The 18,348-nt window shown below is 42.1% G+C and carries 11 protein-coding genes and 1 tRNA gene; 8 read left to right on the forward strand and 4 right to left on the reverse strand.

Annotated elements, in window-relative coordinates:
- Window positions 1-37: 37 nt before the first annotated feature.
- On the forward strand, window positions 38-2,176 hold the full coding sequence (gene glgX / locus HXT24_RS03610; RefSeq protein ID WP_004118272.1) for a glycogen debranching protein GlgX: 2,139 nt from the start codon (window positions 38-40) through the stop codon (window positions 2,174-2,176).
- Between the two features lie 72 nt (window positions 2,177-2,248).
- Here glgX and HXT24_RS03615 read toward each other — a convergent pair whose 3' ends face one another.
- Entirely contained in the window at window positions 2,249-3,346 is a 1,098-nt protein-coding gene (locus HXT24_RS03615) for a hypothetical protein (protein ID WP_004121854.1), read from the reverse strand.
- Between the two features lie 134 nt (window positions 3,347-3,480).
- On the opposite strand from HXT24_RS03615, the gene HXT24_RS03620 reads away from it, so the two are divergent.
- The 5 genes from HXT24_RS03620 to aroA all read left to right on the forward strand — a co-directional run bounded on the left by HXT24_RS03620 (window position 3,481) and on the right by aroA (window position 8,607).
- A tRNA-Pro gene (locus HXT24_RS03620) sits at window positions 3,481-3,554 on the forward strand.
- Between the two features lie 340 nt (window positions 3,555-3,894).
- Window positions 3,895-4,497: an ECF transporter S component gene (locus HXT24_RS03625; RefSeq protein WP_004112516.1), complete on the forward strand. Its 603-nt coding sequence runs from the start codon at window positions 3,895-3,897 to the stop codon at window positions 4,495-4,497.
- A gap of 197 nt (window positions 4,498-4,694) precedes the next feature.
- Window positions 4,695-6,272, forward strand: coding sequence for an ABC transporter ATP-binding protein (locus HXT24_RS03630; protein WP_422119194.1), 1,578 nt, complete (start codon window positions 4,695-4,697; stop codon window positions 6,270-6,272).
- A 2-nt stretch (window positions 6,273-6,274) separates the two neighbouring features.
- Complete coding sequence (locus HXT24_RS03635) at window positions 6,275-7,168, forward strand: energy-coupling factor transporter transmembrane component T family protein (protein WP_004112518.1); 894 nt, start codon at window positions 6,275-6,277, stop codon at window positions 7,166-7,168.
- Between the two features lie 62 nt (window positions 7,169-7,230).
- Window positions 7,231-8,607 carry a 3-phosphoshikimate 1-carboxyvinyltransferase gene (gene aroA / locus HXT24_RS03640; RefSeq protein ID WP_422119604.1) on the forward strand — a complete coding sequence of 459 codons (1,377 nt, stop codon included), beginning with the start codon at window positions 7,231-7,233 and terminating at the stop codon, window positions 8,605-8,607.
- Window positions 8,608-8,712: 105 nt separating this feature from the next.
- Here aroA and HXT24_RS03645 read toward each other — a convergent pair whose 3' ends face one another.
- The 3 genes from HXT24_RS03645 to HXT24_RS03655 all read right to left on the reverse strand — a co-directional run bounded on the left by HXT24_RS03645 (window position 8,713) and on the right by HXT24_RS03655 (window position 14,487).
- A complete protein-coding gene (locus tag HXT24_RS03645) occupies window positions 8,713-9,942 on the reverse strand; it encodes an acetate/propionate family kinase (RefSeq protein WP_004121844.1) in 1,230 nt (409 codons plus the stop codon).
- A 139-nt stretch (window positions 9,943-10,081) separates the two neighbouring features.
- Window positions 10,082-11,740: a phosphate acetyltransferase gene (gene pta / locus HXT24_RS03650; RefSeq protein ID WP_410311600.1), complete on the reverse strand. Its 1,659-nt coding sequence runs from the start codon at window positions 11,738-11,740 to the stop codon at window positions 10,082-10,084.
- Between the two features lie 269 nt (window positions 11,741-12,009).
- Window positions 12,010-14,487 carry a phosphoketolase gene (locus HXT24_RS03655; protein ID WP_004112522.1) on the reverse strand — a complete coding sequence of 826 codons (2,478 nt, stop codon included), beginning with the start codon at window positions 14,485-14,487 and terminating at the stop codon, window positions 12,010-12,012.
- Between the two features lie 415 nt (window positions 14,488-14,902).
- Here HXT24_RS03655 and guaA point away from each other — a divergent pair, with 415 nt between their 5' ends.
- Both guaA and HXT24_RS03665 read left to right on the forward strand, forming a co-directional pair.
- On the forward strand, window positions 14,903-16,465 hold the full coding sequence (gene guaA, locus HXT24_RS03660; protein ID WP_013399520.1) for a glutamine-hydrolyzing GMP synthase: 1,563 nt from the start codon (window positions 14,903-14,905) through the stop codon (window positions 16,463-16,465).
- A gap of 90 nt (window positions 16,466-16,555) precedes the next feature.
- Window positions 16,556-18,238, forward strand: coding sequence for an alpha-amylase (locus tag HXT24_RS03665; RefSeq protein WP_410311601.1), 1,683 nt, complete (start codon window positions 16,556-16,558; stop codon window positions 18,236-18,238).
- Window positions 18,239-18,348: the final 110 nt, after the last annotated feature.

Genomic DNA, 18,348 nt, shown 5'->3' on the forward strand with positions numbered 1-18,348 from the left:
TAATGAAAACTATATAAATATATGCAATACTTGAATTATGCAAATTAGACCAGGTTCTATGTATCCGCTTGGTGCTACCTACGACGGTGCAGGCGTGAACTTCGCATTGTTCTCTGAGGTGGCAAAGCATGTTGAGCTATGCTTGTTCGATGAGCAAGACAATGAGACTCGCATCGATATGACTGAGCAGAATTCTTACGTTTGGCATACTTACATATCTGGAATACAGCCAGGGCAGAGATACGGTTATCGTGTGCATGGACCGTATGATCCAAATCATGGATTATGGTGTAATCCAAACAAACTTCTTTTGGATCCTTATGCAAAGGCAATAGAAGGCAATATTGACGGTGACGAAAGCCTATTTTCGTATTGGTTTGCTAATCCAGATGATTTAGCCGCAATGAACACTTTGGATTCTGCAGATCACACTATGAAAGCAGCTGTTATTAACCCATATTTTGATTGGGGTAACGACCAGCATCCAATGATTCCGTACCACGATAGCGTGATTTACGAGGCTCATGTTAGAGGAATGACGAATTTAAATCGTAATGTTCCTCCAGAAATTCGTGGAACATACGCAGGTTTAGCTCATCCAAGTGTAATATCTTACTTAAAAAAGCTTGGTATTACTGCTATTGAGCTTATGCCTATCCACCAGTTTGTAAATGATTCTTTCTTGCAAAATAAGGGATTAAGCAATTATTGGGGATATAACACCATTGGATTCTTTGCTCCTCAGAATTCGTACTCGAGTTCTGGACAACGCGGCGAGCAAGTTAACGAATTCAAGGCAATGGTTAAGGCGTACCATGCTGCAGGAATGGAAGTTATTCTAGACGTTGTTTACAACCATACTGCTGAAGGAAACGATAGAGGTCCAACCTTAAGCTTCCGCGGAATCGACAATCGCGCATACTATCGTCTTGTAGATAACGATCAGAGACATTATTTCGATACTACTGGTACTGGAAATTCGCTTCTTATGCGTTCTCCTAAAGCGTTGCGACTAATCACAGACAGCTTGCGCTATTGGGTAACTGAAATGCACGTAGACGGATTCCGATTTGACTTGGCAGCAACGCTTGCTCGTCAATTCCAAGAAGTAGATAAGCTTTCTGCATTCTTCGACATTATTGAGCAAGACCCTATTATTTCTAGTGTAAAGCTTATTGCAGAGCCTTGGGATATTGGCGTAGGAGGATATCAAGTTGGAGGATTCCCTCCAAGCTGGTCCGAGTGGAATGGTCGCTACCGAGATTGCGTACGCGATTTTTGGCGCTCGCAGCCTTCGACTTTGCCTGAGTTTGCAAGCCGACTTATGGGAAGCTCCGATTTATATGAGCAAAATGGTCGTAAGCCTGTAGCTTCTGTAAACTTTATTACCGCTCACGATGGTTTTACTATGAACGATTTGGTGAGCTATAACGAAAAGCATAATGAAGCGAATAAAGAAGGCAATAACGACGGTGCTAACGATAATCGTTCGTGGAATTGTGGAGTAGAAGGTCCTACTAATATTCACGATGTTAACGAACTTCGTCAACGTCAAATGCGAAACCTGTTCTCAACTTTGTTGATGAGCCAGGGCATTCCTATGATTTGCGCTGGTGACGAGATTATGCGTACTCAAAATGGAAACAACAACGCATATTGCCAAGATAACGCTATTTCTTGGATTAATTGGGATTTTAATTCCACACAAAAAGATATGTTTGATTTTGTTTCTAAGCTTATTCATTTAAGACTAGATCATCCTGTTCTTCACAGGCGTAGATTCTTTACTGGTCGAGAACCAGGGGATGATGTTTCAGAGATTCCACAAGTAGAATGGTTTGATCATACTGGTTCTGTTATGGATATGGAGGCATGGAGTAATACGCATGCTCTTTCGGTAATGATTTATTTGAATGGTTCAGATATTCCAGAAACCGATTGGTATGGAAGCAGGATGGTGGATAATGACTTCCTTCTTATTTTCAATGCGCATTATGAGCCTATAACATTTACTTTGCCAGATAAGAATTATGGTGAAAAGTGGACTCTTGTTGTGGACACTCATAATCCAAAAGGACCGCAATTGCATTATGAATCAGGATTCAATATTGTTGCTCAATCGCGAAGTTTCCTTCTGCTTATGAGTGAAAATCAAGAAGAAAATAATCTCGCATAAAAATATTTATACTAAAACTAATTGAGGCTTAGATTCTAAAAACTAGATTCTAAGCCTCAACTTTTTTATTGATTAACCTATATCATATTTAATATTGTTTTTAGAATGTTCATTTATTTTAATTTGCAAACGGTCGCTTTGCATTGCGGCAACCTGTCTTGAAAATACTATTATCCATCCTAAAAAGAGTAAACAAGATAATGCTTCTACGTTAGTTAATGTGTTATGACCATGTACCCATTGGTTTCCAACCCATGCGGTAAGGACTACTGCTAAATCTGAAGCTACGTAGAATGTTTTAGAAAGTCTAGGAGCAAGCCAAGGAAGGCAAATAAGCATAGTACAAATAAGACCAGTAACACCTCTTGCACATAAATCATGTATAACTGGGTGAGGAGTGTATCTAAATGTTCCTATGCCAATAAACGCAATTCCCCCCAAAATTAGTAATGTAGCCATAATGGTGGTTCTAGTTTTAAAGTGTTTTGTAATATTAGCGTCTTTATGTTGCAAAATTTCTTTCTGAGTGGCAACGAACTCTGTTATAGCAAAGTAGCTTGTAATAATAATGCATATTCCAGCTAAAATCAGCGTAGCATTAAACATGCTTGCAGCAAATGTTGTTTTATCTCCTAGTTGAGAGAAGTTATTGTTGTACCAATACGGGTCGTCGGATGTCAATCCAGCTGTTGCTGCACCAGAAATCACAAATAGTGGTAGCAGTGATGCAACGGTTTTCGCCTCTAAGAGTTCCGCTTGAACCAGAGTTGCGTATCCAACAATTCCACTTAAAGCACAACAAAGTACAGGAAGATAACTGTTTACTGCGCTTCTTCCAATAATGCTATTGATTATAGAAAGCAGAGCAAAAGACATAAGCAGCATTGTTGCGCCATAAATCGTAGATAATGCGATTATTTCAAAAGCATGTTTTGCAATTTGCAGCCAATTCTTTTTAAGTATTTCTTTGTGTGTTCTTAAATATCCGACTACAAAAGTACACATGCTGCAAATAGCCACTATTCCAGATGCTACCGTAAATAATCGTTGCGTAACTTGCCAAATCGCTGGCATAGTTTTCATGTATACAGACATTACGACTATGCTGAATATTGCACAAGCTAAAAAAGCTATTAATCCAGCCGCCTCTGCACGCTGAAAACGCCCCATGCTAACCTCTAAAATCTATCGCCTATTTTCAATGCTATTTATATTCTATCGCGCGTGTTGCAAATTTGCGTTTGTCTGCGATGTGCGCTATTGTAGTTGATTGTGCTTGGAGCTGGTAGTCAGCTTGGAAGCCTCGGGGTGTAGCGCAGTTTGGTAGCGCGCCTGCTTTGGGAGCAGGATGTCGCAGGTTCGAATCCTGTCACCCCGACTTTTTTGTATTTGCTTGTATTTGCTTGTTTTTGTGTAATTTTTAATCAAACTGTGTACGTAGTTGTGTACTTATATACTTATACAAAATTGCGTATTTGCATTTTCAACACTTACTATACAAAAAAGTACTCTATGTGTATTCTTGTAAAGGTGAGTTTTTGATGCATTATTTGCGTTGGATTCTTACATTGTGATTATAAATATTTGACTCGGGAGCCGTTTCTGGCTGAGAGGAAGCGAAAGCTTCGACCGATTGAACGTGTGCTAAGTAATGTTAGCAACGGATGTCGCTCTTTTCCCGTGCCCAAATCTTTCAATATTGAAGAAAGGCACTTATTATGACTAATGTTTCAATGGAACATTCTAATCGCTGGCGTATTCTTGATATCGTCATAGCTGCTATTATCGCTGTTGCATCTGGCGTATTATTCTGGGCTTGGGATATTGTGTGCGCAGCTCCTACTAATCTTTTTGCAAGCCTGTTGCCTGGTGCTGAAGGTTTATCTAATGGTTTTTGGCTTTTTGCTGGACCTTTAGCTGCAATAATCGTGCGTAAGCCTGGTGCTGCATTGTTTGCTGAAACTCTTGCTGCTTTTGTGGAACTTATGTTAGGAAATCAATGGGGTGTTGGCGGATCGTTAATCGTCGGCATTATTCAAGGTGTTGGCGCTGAACTTGCATTCATTTTCTTTATGTATAAAACATGGAATTTGCTTTCCACTGCAATATCTGGATCGTTAGCAGGCGTAGCTTGCTTTATTTATAATTGGGTTAGCGGCGGTCAAGGCTGGAGCACTCAGTATATTGTTGCAAATCTAATTACTTCTATTATTTCTGGTTTTATTGTTGCAGGCGTTGTAGTGTGGTTTGTTCAAAAAGCATTAGCTGCAACGGGCGTGCTTGATCGTTTTGAATCAGGCCGTCCTCAAGCATTAGTGTGAGTTATATCTAAATACTCATTGCAGCTTGTAAACTATCGTGTTTTGTGTAAAAAGTACAAAACACGATAGTTTACTCGTATGATGCTTATATTTTATATTTGTTTTACTTTATATTTTTGAAATTGTGTTATGCAATTTTTATATTTTAGATTTTGCTATGCAATGAAAATTTTGCTATGCAATGAAAGTTTGTTTGTATGCAATTTGTGAATAAAACTGAATGGACTCCAGCTAGCGTAGTTGCTAAAGACTGGGGTTGGAGACACGCTACTCGCAAAGATTTTGTGTTGAGGAATGTAAATATTGATATTAAGCCTGGTGAACATGTGTTGCTTTTAGGTGCTTCTGGCGCTGGAAAAAGCACGTTTATGGCTGGTTTAGCAGGTGTTTTAGGCGATGAAACAGAAGGCATGGAAGAAGGTAGCCTTCTAGTCGGTGGTGTTCATGCTAGGGATGCTCGCGGAAAAGTTGGACTTGTTATGCAAGATCCAGATTCACAAATCATTCTTGAAAGAGTAGGCGACGATGTAGCTTTTGGAAGTGAGAATCTTGGAGTTAACAGCGAAGAGACTTGGAATCGCGTAAAGCTTTCGCTAAAAGCTGTTGGTTTAGACAATATTACTCAAGGAAGTCAGGGTCTTAGACGCTCAACACAATCTTTATCTGGAGGCCAAAGGCAACGTCTTGCTTTAGCAGGAGTGCTTGCAATGCATCCTGGATTGCTGCTTTTAGATGAGCCTACAGCTAATCTTGATCCTGAAGGTGTTCAGCAAGTGCATGATGCTGTAGCGAATATTCTTAAAAAAACAGGTTCTACAATGATTGTAGTTGAACATCATATTGATGTGTGGCTGGATTTGATTGATAGAGTTATTGTTATTGGAAAAAACGAAAATAATAATGATTCAAATGTAGGATGCGTTATTGCAGACGGCAAACCTGAGGATGTTTTTGAAAAATATGGCGATATGCTTGCAAAAGGTGGTGCTTGGGTTCCAGGAAGAACAGTTAAATCTTTTGCTCCTAAACATTGCGATGATGAGATCAAAGACGAAATCAAAGATACGGAAGAATCTGTTGCGCTCTATACGAATGATTGCTCTTTTGGAAGAACTCTGCCACTAGCGGAACATGTTAATGTAGCTTTTCGTTTTGGCGAAGTAACGGCTTTAATGGGACCTAATGGTGCTGGTAAAACTACGCTAGCGTTAACGCTTGCAGGCTTGTTAAAACCAATTGCTGGCAGTGTGTGCATGATGGAAAAGTATGTGCCAAAACGACGTAAAAATAATCTTTTTACTTGGAAAAGTCAAGAATTATTAGTGCGAGTTGGCATGGTGTTTCAGGAGCCAGAACATCAATTCATAACATCTTCTGTAAGAGATGAAGTTGCTGTAGGGCCTAAAAAGCAAGGAAAAAGCGAAAAGGAATCTTACGATATTGCCGATAGCATGCTTGAACGTATGGATTTGAAGCGTTTTGCTCTTGCTAATCCTTATACATTATCTGGAGGAGAAAAACGTAGACTTTCTGTAGCTACGCTTTTAGCTGCTGCTCCGCGTGTTGTTATTATGGATGAGCCTACTTTTGGACAAGATTTTAAAACTTGGACAGCAATGGTAAAACTTATTGCGCAAATCCGCGATAGTGGCTCAGCAGTGATTGTTGTTACTCACGATGATGAGCTTGTAAAGTCTTTAGATGCCAGAGTAATAAGAGTTGAGTACGAAAAAATCGTAGAGTCCGCTCATAACTATAGCGAAGGGAATGAGTAGAAGTGAATAAAACTAGTAGTGCAGAAGAATCGTCTAGTATTAAAGTTAAAGACTTTGAAAGTTTATTAAAAGTTTCGCATATTGATGTAACAGCGTCTTCTAAACGTTTAGAAAGTGAACGACTAGTTTCGCCTTCTTGGTTTATTCGTAAGCTTAATCCAATAAGTCGTTTTATTGGAGCGTTATTACTTTGCTTGCCTATGTTTGTTACATTAGATATTGTTTCTGCTTCTATTGCATTTGGTTTAGATATACTGTTATTTGCAATTGCTGGAGTAACTCCTTGGTATGTTTTACGCCATACTTGGCCAGTTTGGATTGCTGCTTCGGGTAGCTTTATATCTGTGCTTTTATATGGCCAAAGTTCTGGAGATGATATATTTAAGTTTGGCTGGATGCATATAAGCCAAGGATCATTGTATTTGGCAATTTGTACGTTTGTTCGTGTTGCATCTGTAGCAGTTCCAGGCGTTATATTAGCTATTGGATTAGATCCAACTGATTTAGCAGACGGCTTAGTGCAGATTTTGCATTTTTCTCCACGATTTGTGTACGGAGCATTAGCCGGATTGAGAATGTTTAGTCTATTGCAAAATGATTGGCGTGCTTTTGGTTTAGCTCGCAGGTCTCGTGGTATATCGGATGGTAAAGCGTTACAGCGCATGCTTTCGCAATCTTTTGGTTTGCTCGTGTTATCTATTCGCAGAGGTACGAAACTTGCTACAGCTATGGAAGCTAGGGCTTTTGGAAGTAGTATTAAACGTGTTCCAGCACGAAAATCGAAGTTAACAGCATACGATTGGATATTTTATGTAATTTGCATTGCTGTTCCTGCTATTGCTTTATATGCTTCAATACAAACAGGATATTGGCATAATGCGTTTATTCATATGTAAGGCATTGTGAAAATTACAATGAGTACATATTTATAGATAGTATTCATAATATGAGCGAAATAATGAATCCTTATAATCATGATGATGTTTGGCAAGCTCCATCGTGCAATATGCCTTTGAATGCAACAGTGAATATTCCTGGAAGCAAATCATTGTCTAATCGTTATTTGATTTTGGCAGCTCTAGGTAAAAAACCAGTTGTTCTAAAGGGATTGTTACGATCAAGAGATACAGAACTTATGATTAACGCTCTAAGCGTATTTGGAGTTAAATGCGATTCGCTAAGCTGCGATGGTACAACAATTTGCGTTATTCCGCCCAAAAATGGCGTTTTTAGTGTAGATGATTGTGTGGTTGTTAATTGCGGCTTAGCTGGAACGGTTATGCGTTTTGTAACGGCTTTAGCGCTGTTTGCGAATAATTGTGTGAAATTTGATGGAGATGAGCAAGCGTATGCTCGTCCAATGAAGCCTGTTCTAGATGGATTGGAACAGTTGGGCGCAAAAATCGTATATCATGGAAAAGTCGGTTTCTTACCATTTAGCGTTATACCGCCCAAAAATCTTGAATCATATGGTATAAATGACGCGCAAAATTCTTGCAATAATCGCGTTATTCGCATTGACTCTTCGTCGTCGTCTCAATTTATATCTGCGCTTCTGCTGATTGCATCTCGCGTTCCAGGAGGACTACAAATCGAGCATATTGGAAGCAAATTGCCTAGTATGCCGCATATTCAAATGACAATGGAAGATGTGCGCAAAGCTGGCGGAGCGGTAGATATGCCAGAAAGCGGAGTATGGCGTGTTAAAGAACATGATTTGACTTTGCCACATGAAGTTGTTGTAGAACCAGATCTTTCTAACGCAGCGCCTTTTATTGGAGCAGCGTTGATTGCTGGCGGATGCGTTAAAATACCTAATTGGCCGCTTAAAACGACTCAGCCTGGGGGATTGTTGCCTGGGATTCTTGAGCAAATGGGCGCAAAAATTGTTTTTGAGCATTCTAGCGCAGATTCTTCAACGTTGTGCGTAACTGGAAGTGGCAAAATTCGTGCTATTAAGTCGCTTGATTTGGCTGCTGCTGGCGAGGTGGCGCCAAGTATTGCTGCGATTCTTGCGTTTGCAGACGATGTAAGCGAGTTGCACGGTATTGCGCATCTAAGAGGACACGAAACGAATCGCTTGAGTGCAATAGTTACGGAATTAAAACGCGTTGGAATAGGCGCAGAAGAGCTAGAAGATGGAATTCGTATTATTCCTAGTAAAAATATGCATGGGGAAGTGATGGAGACTTATGCGGATCATCGCATGGCAACTTTTGCATCAATGTTAGGGCTTCGTATATCTAATATAAGTGTAAAAAATATTGCCACTACGCGCAAAACGCTTCCTGATTTTCCAACAATGTGGAATAACATGCTTAAAGAGTGTGCTTAAATAGTGAGCTTAAATAATATGCTTAAATAACAAATAATCCCGAGTTTTTTAACCCGGGATTATTTATGTGTTACGTTTTTACGTTAAGTTGTTTTACACTACGATTTAGCGTTCAAACTTGTTGCCGTAAGAATCGACTCCATCTTCTGCAATTTGTGCAGACTTTCGAGCGATTGCCAACTCTTCGTTAGTTGGGATTACAGCAATAATCACAGAGCTATCTGGAGTGGAAATAACGCGTGGCTCCTTAGAACGAACCAAGTTCTTTTCTTTATCGAGCTTAACGCCGAATGGAGCAAGCTTTTCGCACACAAGAGCGCGAACAATCTCGTCGTTTTCGCCAACGCCAGCGGTGAATGTGATTACGTCCACGCCGCCCATTTGAGCTGTGTAGTTGCCAATGTAGCCAACAATGCGGTGAACGTACACGCCGAGAGCAAGCTTAGCGTCTTCGTCGCCTTCTGCGATTAGCTTGTGAATATCTCGCAAATCGCCGTGTCCAGTCATGCCCATCATGCCAGAACGCTTGTTAAAGAGCGTATCAAGCTCATCCACGTTCATGTGAGCGTTGCGAATAAGGTGGAATACCACTGCTGGGTCAATATCTCCAGTGCGGCCGCCCATCATTAAACCTTCGAGAGGCGTCAAGCCCATAGAAGTTTCAACTGGCTTTCCAGAAATCTGAGCAGAAGCAGAAGCGCCATTGCCAATGTGCAAAACAATCTGCTTTAAGCCTTCTGCAGGCTTTCCAACAACGCTTGGAACTACAGAGCCAATGTATTCGTGAGAAGTGCCGTGAGCGCCATAGCGACGAATGTGGTACTGGTTTGCAATATCTTTGTTCAATGCGTAAGTTGCAGCAACTTGTGGCAAATCGTGGAAGAACGAAGAATCGAACACCATAATCTGTGGAACATCTGGCAAAAGTTCAGTCATGACTTCAGCGCCAACAGCCTCAGGGCCGTTGTGAAGTGGAGCCAAAACAGCCAAATCCTTCACCTTATTAATGGTCTTTTTGTTTACTAATGCAGGCTTAGGGAATGTTAAGCCACCCTGAACAACGCGGTGTCCAACAGCTACGATTCCAGACTTGGAAAGATTTGGACCATATTCCTCGAAGAAGCCGAGTACGCGCTTTAAGCCTTGCTCGTGATCGTGCACTGGCTCGTCAAACTCATGCTTTTCGCCATTGAATACGTGCTTGTAGTGTCCGTCAACTGGTTCGCCAATTTTTTCTACGATACCAGACGCAATACCTTCGCCGCTTTCCAAATCGACGAGCTGGTACTTAATCGAGCTAGAACCAGAATTGATAACAAGAACGGTTTTTGCCATGAGGGAATCCTCCATAAAGTGTTGATAAGGCTAGTAAATTGCCACGTTTAAGTGTACAGGTAAGTTCCTACAATGAGTAGGTTTTATTAGTCAGAATCTCTGCAGGAACTTACCTATTTGTTAAATTTGTTATTTATTATTAGAATTGTGCTTCCAATGCCGTAAGAGCAACAGTGTTAATAATATCTTGAACCAACGCTCCTCTAGACAAGTCGTTAACAGGTTTGTTTAATCCTTGTAGAATTGGTCCAACAGCTAAAGCGCCGCTAGAACGCTGAACAGCTTTATATCCAATGTTTCCAGCGCATAAATCTGGGAACACAAACACATTTACGTGACCTGCTACATCATTTCCTTTAGCTTTGGACGCAGCAACAGTTTCAGACCATGCAGCGTCAAATTGAATAGATCCAACAACTTTCAAATCTGGGTCTTTTTCTTTCACAAGCCTTGTAGCTTCCTCAACTAAATCAACGTCTGGGCCTTTTCCAGATCCAAGAGTGGAGTAAGATAGCATTCCAACTTTAGGATCTAATCCGAAAGCTTTAGCGGTTTGTGCAGATTGAAGAGCAATGTCAGCCAATTGTTCAGCGTCTGGGTTCAGATTAATAGCGCAATCAGCAAATACTGCTACATGATCCTTAAAGCACATAATGAATGCGCCAGAAACAAGCTTAGATCCAGGCTTAGTTTTAATAACTTGAAGAGCAGGGCGCACAGTATTTGCTGTTGAGTTAACAGAGCCAGAAACAAGTCCGTCTGCTAATCCAAGTACCACTAGCATTGTGCCAAAGTAGCTTGCGTCTTTAAGCTGTTCTCTAGCTTGTTCTTCGGTCATGCCTTTCTTTGCGCGCAATTCGCAAAGCTTGCTAATCATTTTGCTAAGAACCTCTTCGTCGCTCATAGATTGGAAGCTTGCTTTGCTAAGAGACTCTAATCCAAGCTCTTGTCCTCTTGCAAGAATAGATTCGCGTTCTCCAACAATAATAAGGTTTACAATGTCTCGTTCTAGCAAATAGTCAGCTGCTTTTAGAATGCGGTCTTCTTCGCCTTCTGGAAGCACAATTGTTTTCTTATTTGCTTTAGCTTTTCCAAGCAAGCTGTATTGGAAGGCGTACGGGGTAGTAGGTGCATTAAATGGCTGTTTCAAAGCGCTAATAATCTCTTCATCTGCTACATAATCGTTGAATTTATCTGATTCTGATTCGCTTATAGAAGGCAAAGTCCAAAGTGGAGTGCCATTATTGTTTTGAGCGTAGTTTTCTTTTACTTCTTTTGCTAAGTCTTCTTTGCAATCAGTTACAAATACGCCGAACACTTTTGTGTATTCTTTGCTAACGCTTGCACATTGTGCTTCGATTGTTTGCAAGATTTGCTTGCTATCTCTGCCTTCTGCGCAAATGCTTAGGAACACTGGAGAAGCTAAGTCAGCTGCCACACTTGCATCAAATCGGAATAAATCTGGATCAAATACAGAAGTAGAATCGCTTGCTACGATAACGCATCCTTGAGCGTTCGTCACGCTAATCAGCTCGTTGAAGTGAGCTACAATGTCTCCTCTTAGTGTATCTTTGTTTTTACGAACTGCGCATGGGCATGCTGCGATTACTTGTTCTAGAGTCGGTTTTGTATTGCTTGATGCTATTAATTCGCTTGTAAACGCGTCATCATGCTTTGCGGATGGTCTAAAAACAGTTGTTGGATAATGACTTGAAAGAGCCTTTGTAACTCCTAGTGCTACGACATTGCGACTTTGTGCGCAATCTGCGCTGATAATAGTTACGTTAACTAACGACACGACTTTTCTCCTTTGATGCGTCTGTGTTTATTCTATTTTGCATTGCATTTTCGTTTTGCATTGCATTTTCGTTTTACTATTCTTCGTATTTCAACGTTGAAAAATTTACATATCAAACGAAGAATCCTCTAGTTATTTTAGAGCTATTTGCGGAACAACAAGCTGATTTTTTAATTTTTTGCATATTTTTTATTAATTTTTTAGGGAGCCAACCTTTCGATTGACTCCCTAAAAATCAGCTAAGCAATTTTAGTATTGATAGCTTAAAACTACTCGTTATCGCCAGCGGTTGCAGCGGTAGCGGTGACAGCGCCTGGCTTGTCGGTCTTAACGCCTGGCCATACCCAATCGGTGTAGTCTGGGTGATCAAGACCCTTGTCGACTGCATACTGGAAGGCTTCGAGGCGGAAGTCCTCGAGCTTCTTGATTTCGTCGGCATACTTAGCGGCGTCAACCATGCGCAATGCTTCAGCAGTAAGCTCGTAACGATCCATGTCGTTCACGCGAACCATATCGTATGGCGTGGTGGTGGAGCCCTGCTCCTTGTAGCCATGAACGTTGAAGTTGTCGTGGTTTGGACGATCGTAAATCAAGCCGCGAACGTCATGTGCGTAGGAGTGATAAGCGAAGAGGACTGGCTTGTCAGCAGTGAAGAGATCAGTGAACTCTTCGTCAGTCAAAGCTTCGTTGTTTTCCTTAGCGGACTGCAACTTGAGCAAGTCAACAACGTTAACAACCTTGAACTTAACGCCAAGCTTGTTCAACTTGTCGGCAGCTGCCATCAATTCCTGCTGTGGAACATCGCCAACACCAGCGAGAACAACCTGAACTTCGTCATTGTTCTTAGCGTTGGAAGCCCACTTCCACTCAGCAGCACCCTTCTCGAGCTCTTCGCGAGCTTCGTCGAGAGTCAACCAAGTAGCAGCTGGCTGCTTACCAGCGAAGATGGCGTTAATCATGTTGGTGGACTTGTAAGCCTTTTCAGCAACAGCAAGCAACATGTTGGAATCTACTGGGAAGTAGATGCCGATTACATGATCGTTGTTGAAGGTCTTGTTCAAGAGCACGGAAGTTACGCCTGGATCCTGGTGCGAGAAGCCGTTGTGATCCTGACGCCACACGTGAGAGGATACCAACAAGTTCACAGAGGAGATTGGCTTACGCCATGGGATCTCACGAACGGTAGCTTCAAGCCACTTTGCGTGCTGGTTCAACATGGAATCGATGACGTGTACGAAGGACTCATAAGAGCTCCAGATGCCGTGACGACCAGTGAGCAAGTAGCCCTCGAGGAAGCCTTCCATCTGATGCTCGGAAAGCTGCTCGGTGACCTGACCGGTAACAGCCATGTGCTCATCGACTAAGCCAGAAAGGTAGCCAGCATCCCACTGCTTGTTGGTTACCTCGTAAGCAGCCTGCAAACGGTTGGAAGCGGTCTCATCTGGGCCGAAGATACGGAAGGAATCTGGGTTGTTCTTAATGATGTCGCGAGTGTAGACACCAAGACGACGGGTAGCTTCGAGCTGACCCCAGCCGTGACCGAATTCCTTAACTTCCTTGACTTCGTAATCCTCAAGCTTTGGAAGCTTCAAATCTTCACGAATACGACCACCGTTGGCGTTTGGATTTTCACCAATACGGAGTTCGCCCTTTGGCATGAAGGAAAGAACGTCTTCCTTAACAGCACCCTTTTCATCGAAGAGCTCTTCAGGCTTGTAGGACTTCATCCAGTTCTTCAAAACCTCGAAGTGAGCTTCGGTATCGCGTGCAGATGCCAGTGGCACCTGGTGTGCACGCCAAGAGCCTTCGGTCTTCTTGCCGTCGATGAACTTCGGGCAGGTCCAACCCTTTGGAGTGCGGAAGATGATCATTGGGTAGTAAGGACGAGTTACATCGTTAGTCTGAGCTTCAGCCTTAATATCGCAAATCTCATCGAAGATGGTTTCGAACATGTCAGCGAAGCGACGGTGGATGGAAAGATGATCCTCATCGTCGAAGCCAGCAACGAACTCGTATGGTTCGTAACCCATGCCGTGGAAGAACTCATGAAGCTCTTCATCAGAAATACGGGAAAGAATAGTTGGGTTAGCAATCTTATAACCGTTCAAGTGCAAGATTGGAAGCACGATACCGTCGGTACGTGGGTTCACAAGCTTGTTGGACTGCCAACCAGTGGCCAAAGGACCAGTTTCAGCTTCGCCATCGCCGACGATTGCTGGAACGAACAAGCTTGGGTTGTTCATAACAGCGCCGTAAGCGTGAGAAAGTGCATAACCAAGCTCACCACCTTCGTGGATGGAACCTGGTGTTTCAGGAGCGAAGTGAGAAGGAATACCGCCTGGGTAAGAGAACTGACGGAAGAACTTCTGTAAGCCAGCTTCGTCCTTAGTGATCTTTGGATAATATTCAGTGTATGTGCCGTCGAGGTAGGACTGAGCAGTACCAGCTGGGCCGCCGTGGCCTGGACCCATGATGATTACAGTATTCTGCTGGTGATCAGCGATAAAGCGGTTGATGTGTCCAATAAGGAAGTTAAGGCCTGGAGTAGTGCCCCAGTGACCTACCAGACGATGCTTAACATCTTCGCGAGTAAATGGCTCCTTCATTAGAGGGTTGCTGCGAAGATAAATCTGACCGATTGCGAGATAGTTTGCTACGCGCCAATACTTGTCTACGCCTTCGATGGCCGCCTCAGAAACTGGAGCATTTAGCTTCTTCCAAGGGGTGCCAATAACAGGACTCGTCATGTGTACTCCTGTACTCAAGCACTTTTCAGTGCAATTTTAATCATTACCATTTGGTTATAGAGGCTGAAAAACGAATGTATTAGCCTCTTTTTCCATCATTCTCAGTATAGTAACAGCTTTTGACTTTTGTGCGTTTGATTACTCACTACGTGCGATTTTGTTGAAAAAATGTGTTAAAGTGTTCGCAAAAATTTTCTTAAAATTATCATTTATGTTATGTTTTATGTTCACTTTATTGCTATATAAAGCTTGATTGGTTTTAAAACTAGATAAGTCACGGCGTTTCGAAGCGCTGCAACGTCGCAAAGCGCCATTAGTATGAATTGAATCAGCCTTAAATATCACCTTTAAAACATTTGCAAAAAATAAAGTGATAAATAAGGAATATATAAGAAGCGTGTAAATAAGGAGAATCATGGCAAAAGGTCCGGTACTTGTAGTTGACTTCGGTGCCCAATATGCCCAGCTAATCGCTAGAAGAGTGAGGGAAGCAAACGTTTATTCGGAGCTTGTTCCACACTCTATGCCAGTAGAAGAAATGCTGGCAAAAGATCCAAAAGCCATAATTCTCTCTGGCGGGCCTGCTTCCGTTTATGAACCAGGAGCGCCAAAAATTGACACAAAGATTTTTGAAGCAGGAGTTCCAGTGCTCGGAATTTGCTACGGATTCCAAGTTATGGCTCATGAGCTTGGCGGAGTCGTAGACAAAGCTGCACTGGGTGAGTATGGGAAAACGCATGCAACTATTGATGAAGCAGAAGGATTGCTTGCTAATTCTCCATTAGATCAAAATACTTGGATGAGTCACGGAGTGGCAGTTAAGAGCGTGCCAGAAGGATTCGAGGTGCTTGCCCACACTCAAGGCGCTCCAGTTGCAGCTATGCAAGACAAAAGCCGCAAGCTTTACGGAGTGCAATGGCATCCAGAAGTCAAGCATACGCCTTTAGGTCAAAAGCTTATTTCCACATTTTTGCACGAGTGCGCAGGATTGGAAAATGATTGGAATCCTTCGAATATTATAGAAGATCAGGTTGCAAAGATTCGCGCTGAAGTCGGAGATGCACAAGTTATTTGCGGACTTTCTGGAGGAGTCGATTCCGCCGTTGCAGCAGCACTGGTACATAAAGCAATCGGAGATCAGCTCACTTGCGTTTTTGTAGACCATGGCCTTCTTCGTAAAGGCGAAGTTGAGCAAGTTAAGCACGATTTCGTTGAGGCAACTGGAATCAAGCTTATTGCAGTAGATGCAGAAGATGACTTTTTAGATGCGCTTAAAGGCGTGAGCGAGCCAGAACGCAAGCGCAAGATTATTGGCGAAAAGTTTATTCGCACATTTGAAAAAGCACAACGTCAAGTTATTGAAGAAGCTGGAAAATCTGGAGCAGAAGTTAAGTTCCTTGTACAAGGCACGCTTTACCCAGATGTTGTTGAGTCTGGCGGCGGAGACGGTGCTGCAAATATTAAGTCGCATCACAATGTTGGCGGCTTACCAAAGGACTTAAAGTTTAAGCTTATTGAGCCTTTGCGTACTTTGTTTAAGGATGAAGTTCGCGCAATTGGTACGGAGCTTGGGCTTCCAGACGCTATTGTGTGGCGTCAGCCGTTCCCAGGGCCAGGATTGGGAATTCGCATTGTTGGCGAGATTACTCGCGAGCGTTTAGCTGTGCTTAGAGAAGCAGACGCGATTGCGCGCGAAGAGCTTTCGGCAGCTGGATTAGATCGAGATATTTGGCAATGCCCAGTTGTTCTTTTGGCAGATGTTCACTCTGTTGGAGTTCAAGGAGACGAGCGCACATACGGTTCTCCAATCGTGCTTCGACCAGTAAGTTCGGAAGACGCTATGACTGCTGATTGGTCGCGAGTTCCTTACGATGTATTGGCAAAGATTTCTACTCGAATCACAAACGAATGTCGCCAGATTAATCGCGTTGTGTTAGACGTTACATCTAAGCCGCCTGCCACAATCGAATGGGAATAGATGAGCCTAATATAGTCCTAATATAGTCCTATATATAAGGAGTGAAGTAAGAACAAAGCAAAGCCGCAATTCTTGCAGAAAGGAACAACGATGATCCACGGCATAGAAGTATTTACGAGCTTCAATAAAAAGGCGCTTGTAAAGTTAAAGTTTGTGTTGGCAAGAGTTGCGGCTATAACATCTTGCGTCGCTACGATTTTGGCGGTAGCAGTAGTCGCAAGCAGCCCAGCGATTGCAGATGAGGGCGTAAAATCATCTCAAAAAACTACACAAAAAGGTGTAATCGTAACAGCGTTCCAACAAAATTGGAGAAGTATAGCTAAGGAATGCAAAAAAACGTACGGCCCAGAAGGCGTAAAATATGTACAAGTATCACCTCCGCAAGATCATATTAAAGGTGACCAATGGTGGACAAGCTATCAACCTGTAAGCTATAAGCTAAATTCAAAACTTGGCACAGAAGACGAGTTTAAAAAGATGATTACAACGTGCAAAGCTTCGGGTGTTGGAATTATTGCAGATGCGGTAATAAACCACACAACTGGTTTTGCAAACAAAGACACTGTTGGCGTTGGTGGAAGCAAGTATGATGCTGCAAATCAATCGTTCCCAGATGCAGGATATACAAAAGACGATTTTCATAAGTCAACAGAAAATATCAACACGTATCGAAAAGCAGAAATCGTTTGGACGCATCGACTTGTTGGACTGTTGGATTTAGACACTTCTAATCCTCATGTGCAAAAAACTTTGGGAGAGTACTTTGCGCATATGCTAAAGCTTGGAGTGGCTGGGTTTAGAGTTGATGCAGCAAAACACATGTCTCCGCAAGATGTAAAGGCTATAAAAGCTGCGGCTGCGGATGCTGCTGGAACAACACCAGATAAGATTTGGTGGATGCAAGAAACAATAGGGTTTTCTGAGCAAGACCCTAGAATTCAGCCAGACCAATATTTGCAAACTGGTGAAGTGAATGAATTTGAATACTCTTATAGGCTTAGAAACTATTTTTATGGGTCTATTGAGAATCTTAAACATATCACAGATAAGTTGATTCCAAGCAAAAAAGCTGCGATTTTCGTTACAAATTGGGATACTGAGCGAGATAATGCAAGCAGAGTTTTGACGTATAAAGATGGTAAAAAATACGAGCTTGCAAACGCGTTTATGTTGGCGTATCCATATGGAACTCCAAATGTGTTTTCTGGTTATGAGTTTACAAAACGAGATGAGGGAGCACCTGGAGCTACGCAAACTTCGATTCCTGATGTGAGTTGTGCAAAGGATTCTAAGTGGCAGTGCACGCAAAGGCTAACTTCGATTCGCGGAATGATTGGGTTCTACAACGCTGTTAGAGGCACTAAGGTTACTAATTGGCAAGATGATGACGATAATAACGTTGCATTTAGCCGAGGAAACAAGGGTTTCCTTGCGATTAACAATACGGAAGAGCCGCAAAAAGTGAGTTATAAGACTGACTTGCCAGATGGTGAATATTGCAATGTTTATGAGTCTAAAGATTGCACTAAAACTGTGAGCGTTAGTGGCGGAAAAGTAAAGACCACTGTTGATGCGGAATCTGCTGTTGCTCTTCATGTTAATGCTGTAAAAAGTCTTGGAAATGCTAGAGCTAGAAACGTTACAATATTTATTTGCGTGTTTGTTGCGTCAATTTGTACGTTTGTTGTTAATAGAAGATTTGTTGAAAAATCGAAGAAGCTTGCCAAAGGCAATAGTGATGGTGTTAAAACAGGTGAGACTAAAGGTAAGTGATTTATTGGATTAGTCTTTGGATTAGTCTGAAATAAATCAATAGCCTAAAACAGGTTGACTCTGTTAAAACGTTTATTTATAATGATTATTCTGGCTTTATGCCAGTATCT

This window comes from Gardnerella sp. DNF00354 (assembly GCF_049262755.1).
Classification (GTDB): domain Bacteria; phylum Actinomycetota; class Actinomycetes; order Actinomycetales; family Bifidobacteriaceae; genus Bifidobacterium; species Bifidobacterium vaginale.

Excerpts from the sequence above, each read along its gene's own strand:
- glgX (WP_004118272.1), top strand. The coding sequence starts at position 38 with ATGCAAATTAGACCAGGTTCTATGTATCCGCTTGGTGCTACCTACGAC.
- HXT24_RS03615 (WP_004121854.1), bottom strand. The coding sequence starts at position 3,346 with ATGGGGCGTTTTCAGCGTGCAGAGGCGGCTGGATTAATAGCTTTTTTA.
- HXT24_RS03625 (WP_004112516.1), top strand. The coding sequence starts at position 3,895 with ATGACTAATGTTTCAATGGAACATTCTAATCGCTGGCGTATTCTTGAT.
- HXT24_RS03630 (WP_422119194.1), top strand. The coding sequence starts at position 4,695 with ATGCAATTTGTGAATAAAACTGAATGGACTCCAGCTAGCGTAGTTGCT.
- aroA (WP_422119604.1), top strand. The coding sequence starts at position 7,231 with ATGAATCCTTATAATCATGATGATGTTTGGCAAGCTCCATCGTGCAAT.
- HXT24_RS03645 (WP_004121844.1), bottom strand. The coding sequence starts at position 9,942 with ATGGCAAAAACCGTTCTTGTTATCAATTCTGGTTCTAGCTCGATTAAG.
- HXT24_RS03655 (WP_004112522.1), bottom strand. The coding sequence starts at position 14,487 with ATGACGAGTCCTGTTATTGGCACCCCTTGGAAGAAGCTAAATGCTCCA.
- guaA (WP_013399520.1), top strand. The coding sequence starts at position 14,903 with ATGGCAAAAGGTCCGGTACTTGTAGTTGACTTCGGTGCCCAATATGCC.
- HXT24_RS03665 (WP_410311601.1), top strand. The coding sequence starts at position 16,556 with ATGATCCACGGCATAGAAGTATTTACGAGCTTCAATAAAAAGGCGCTT.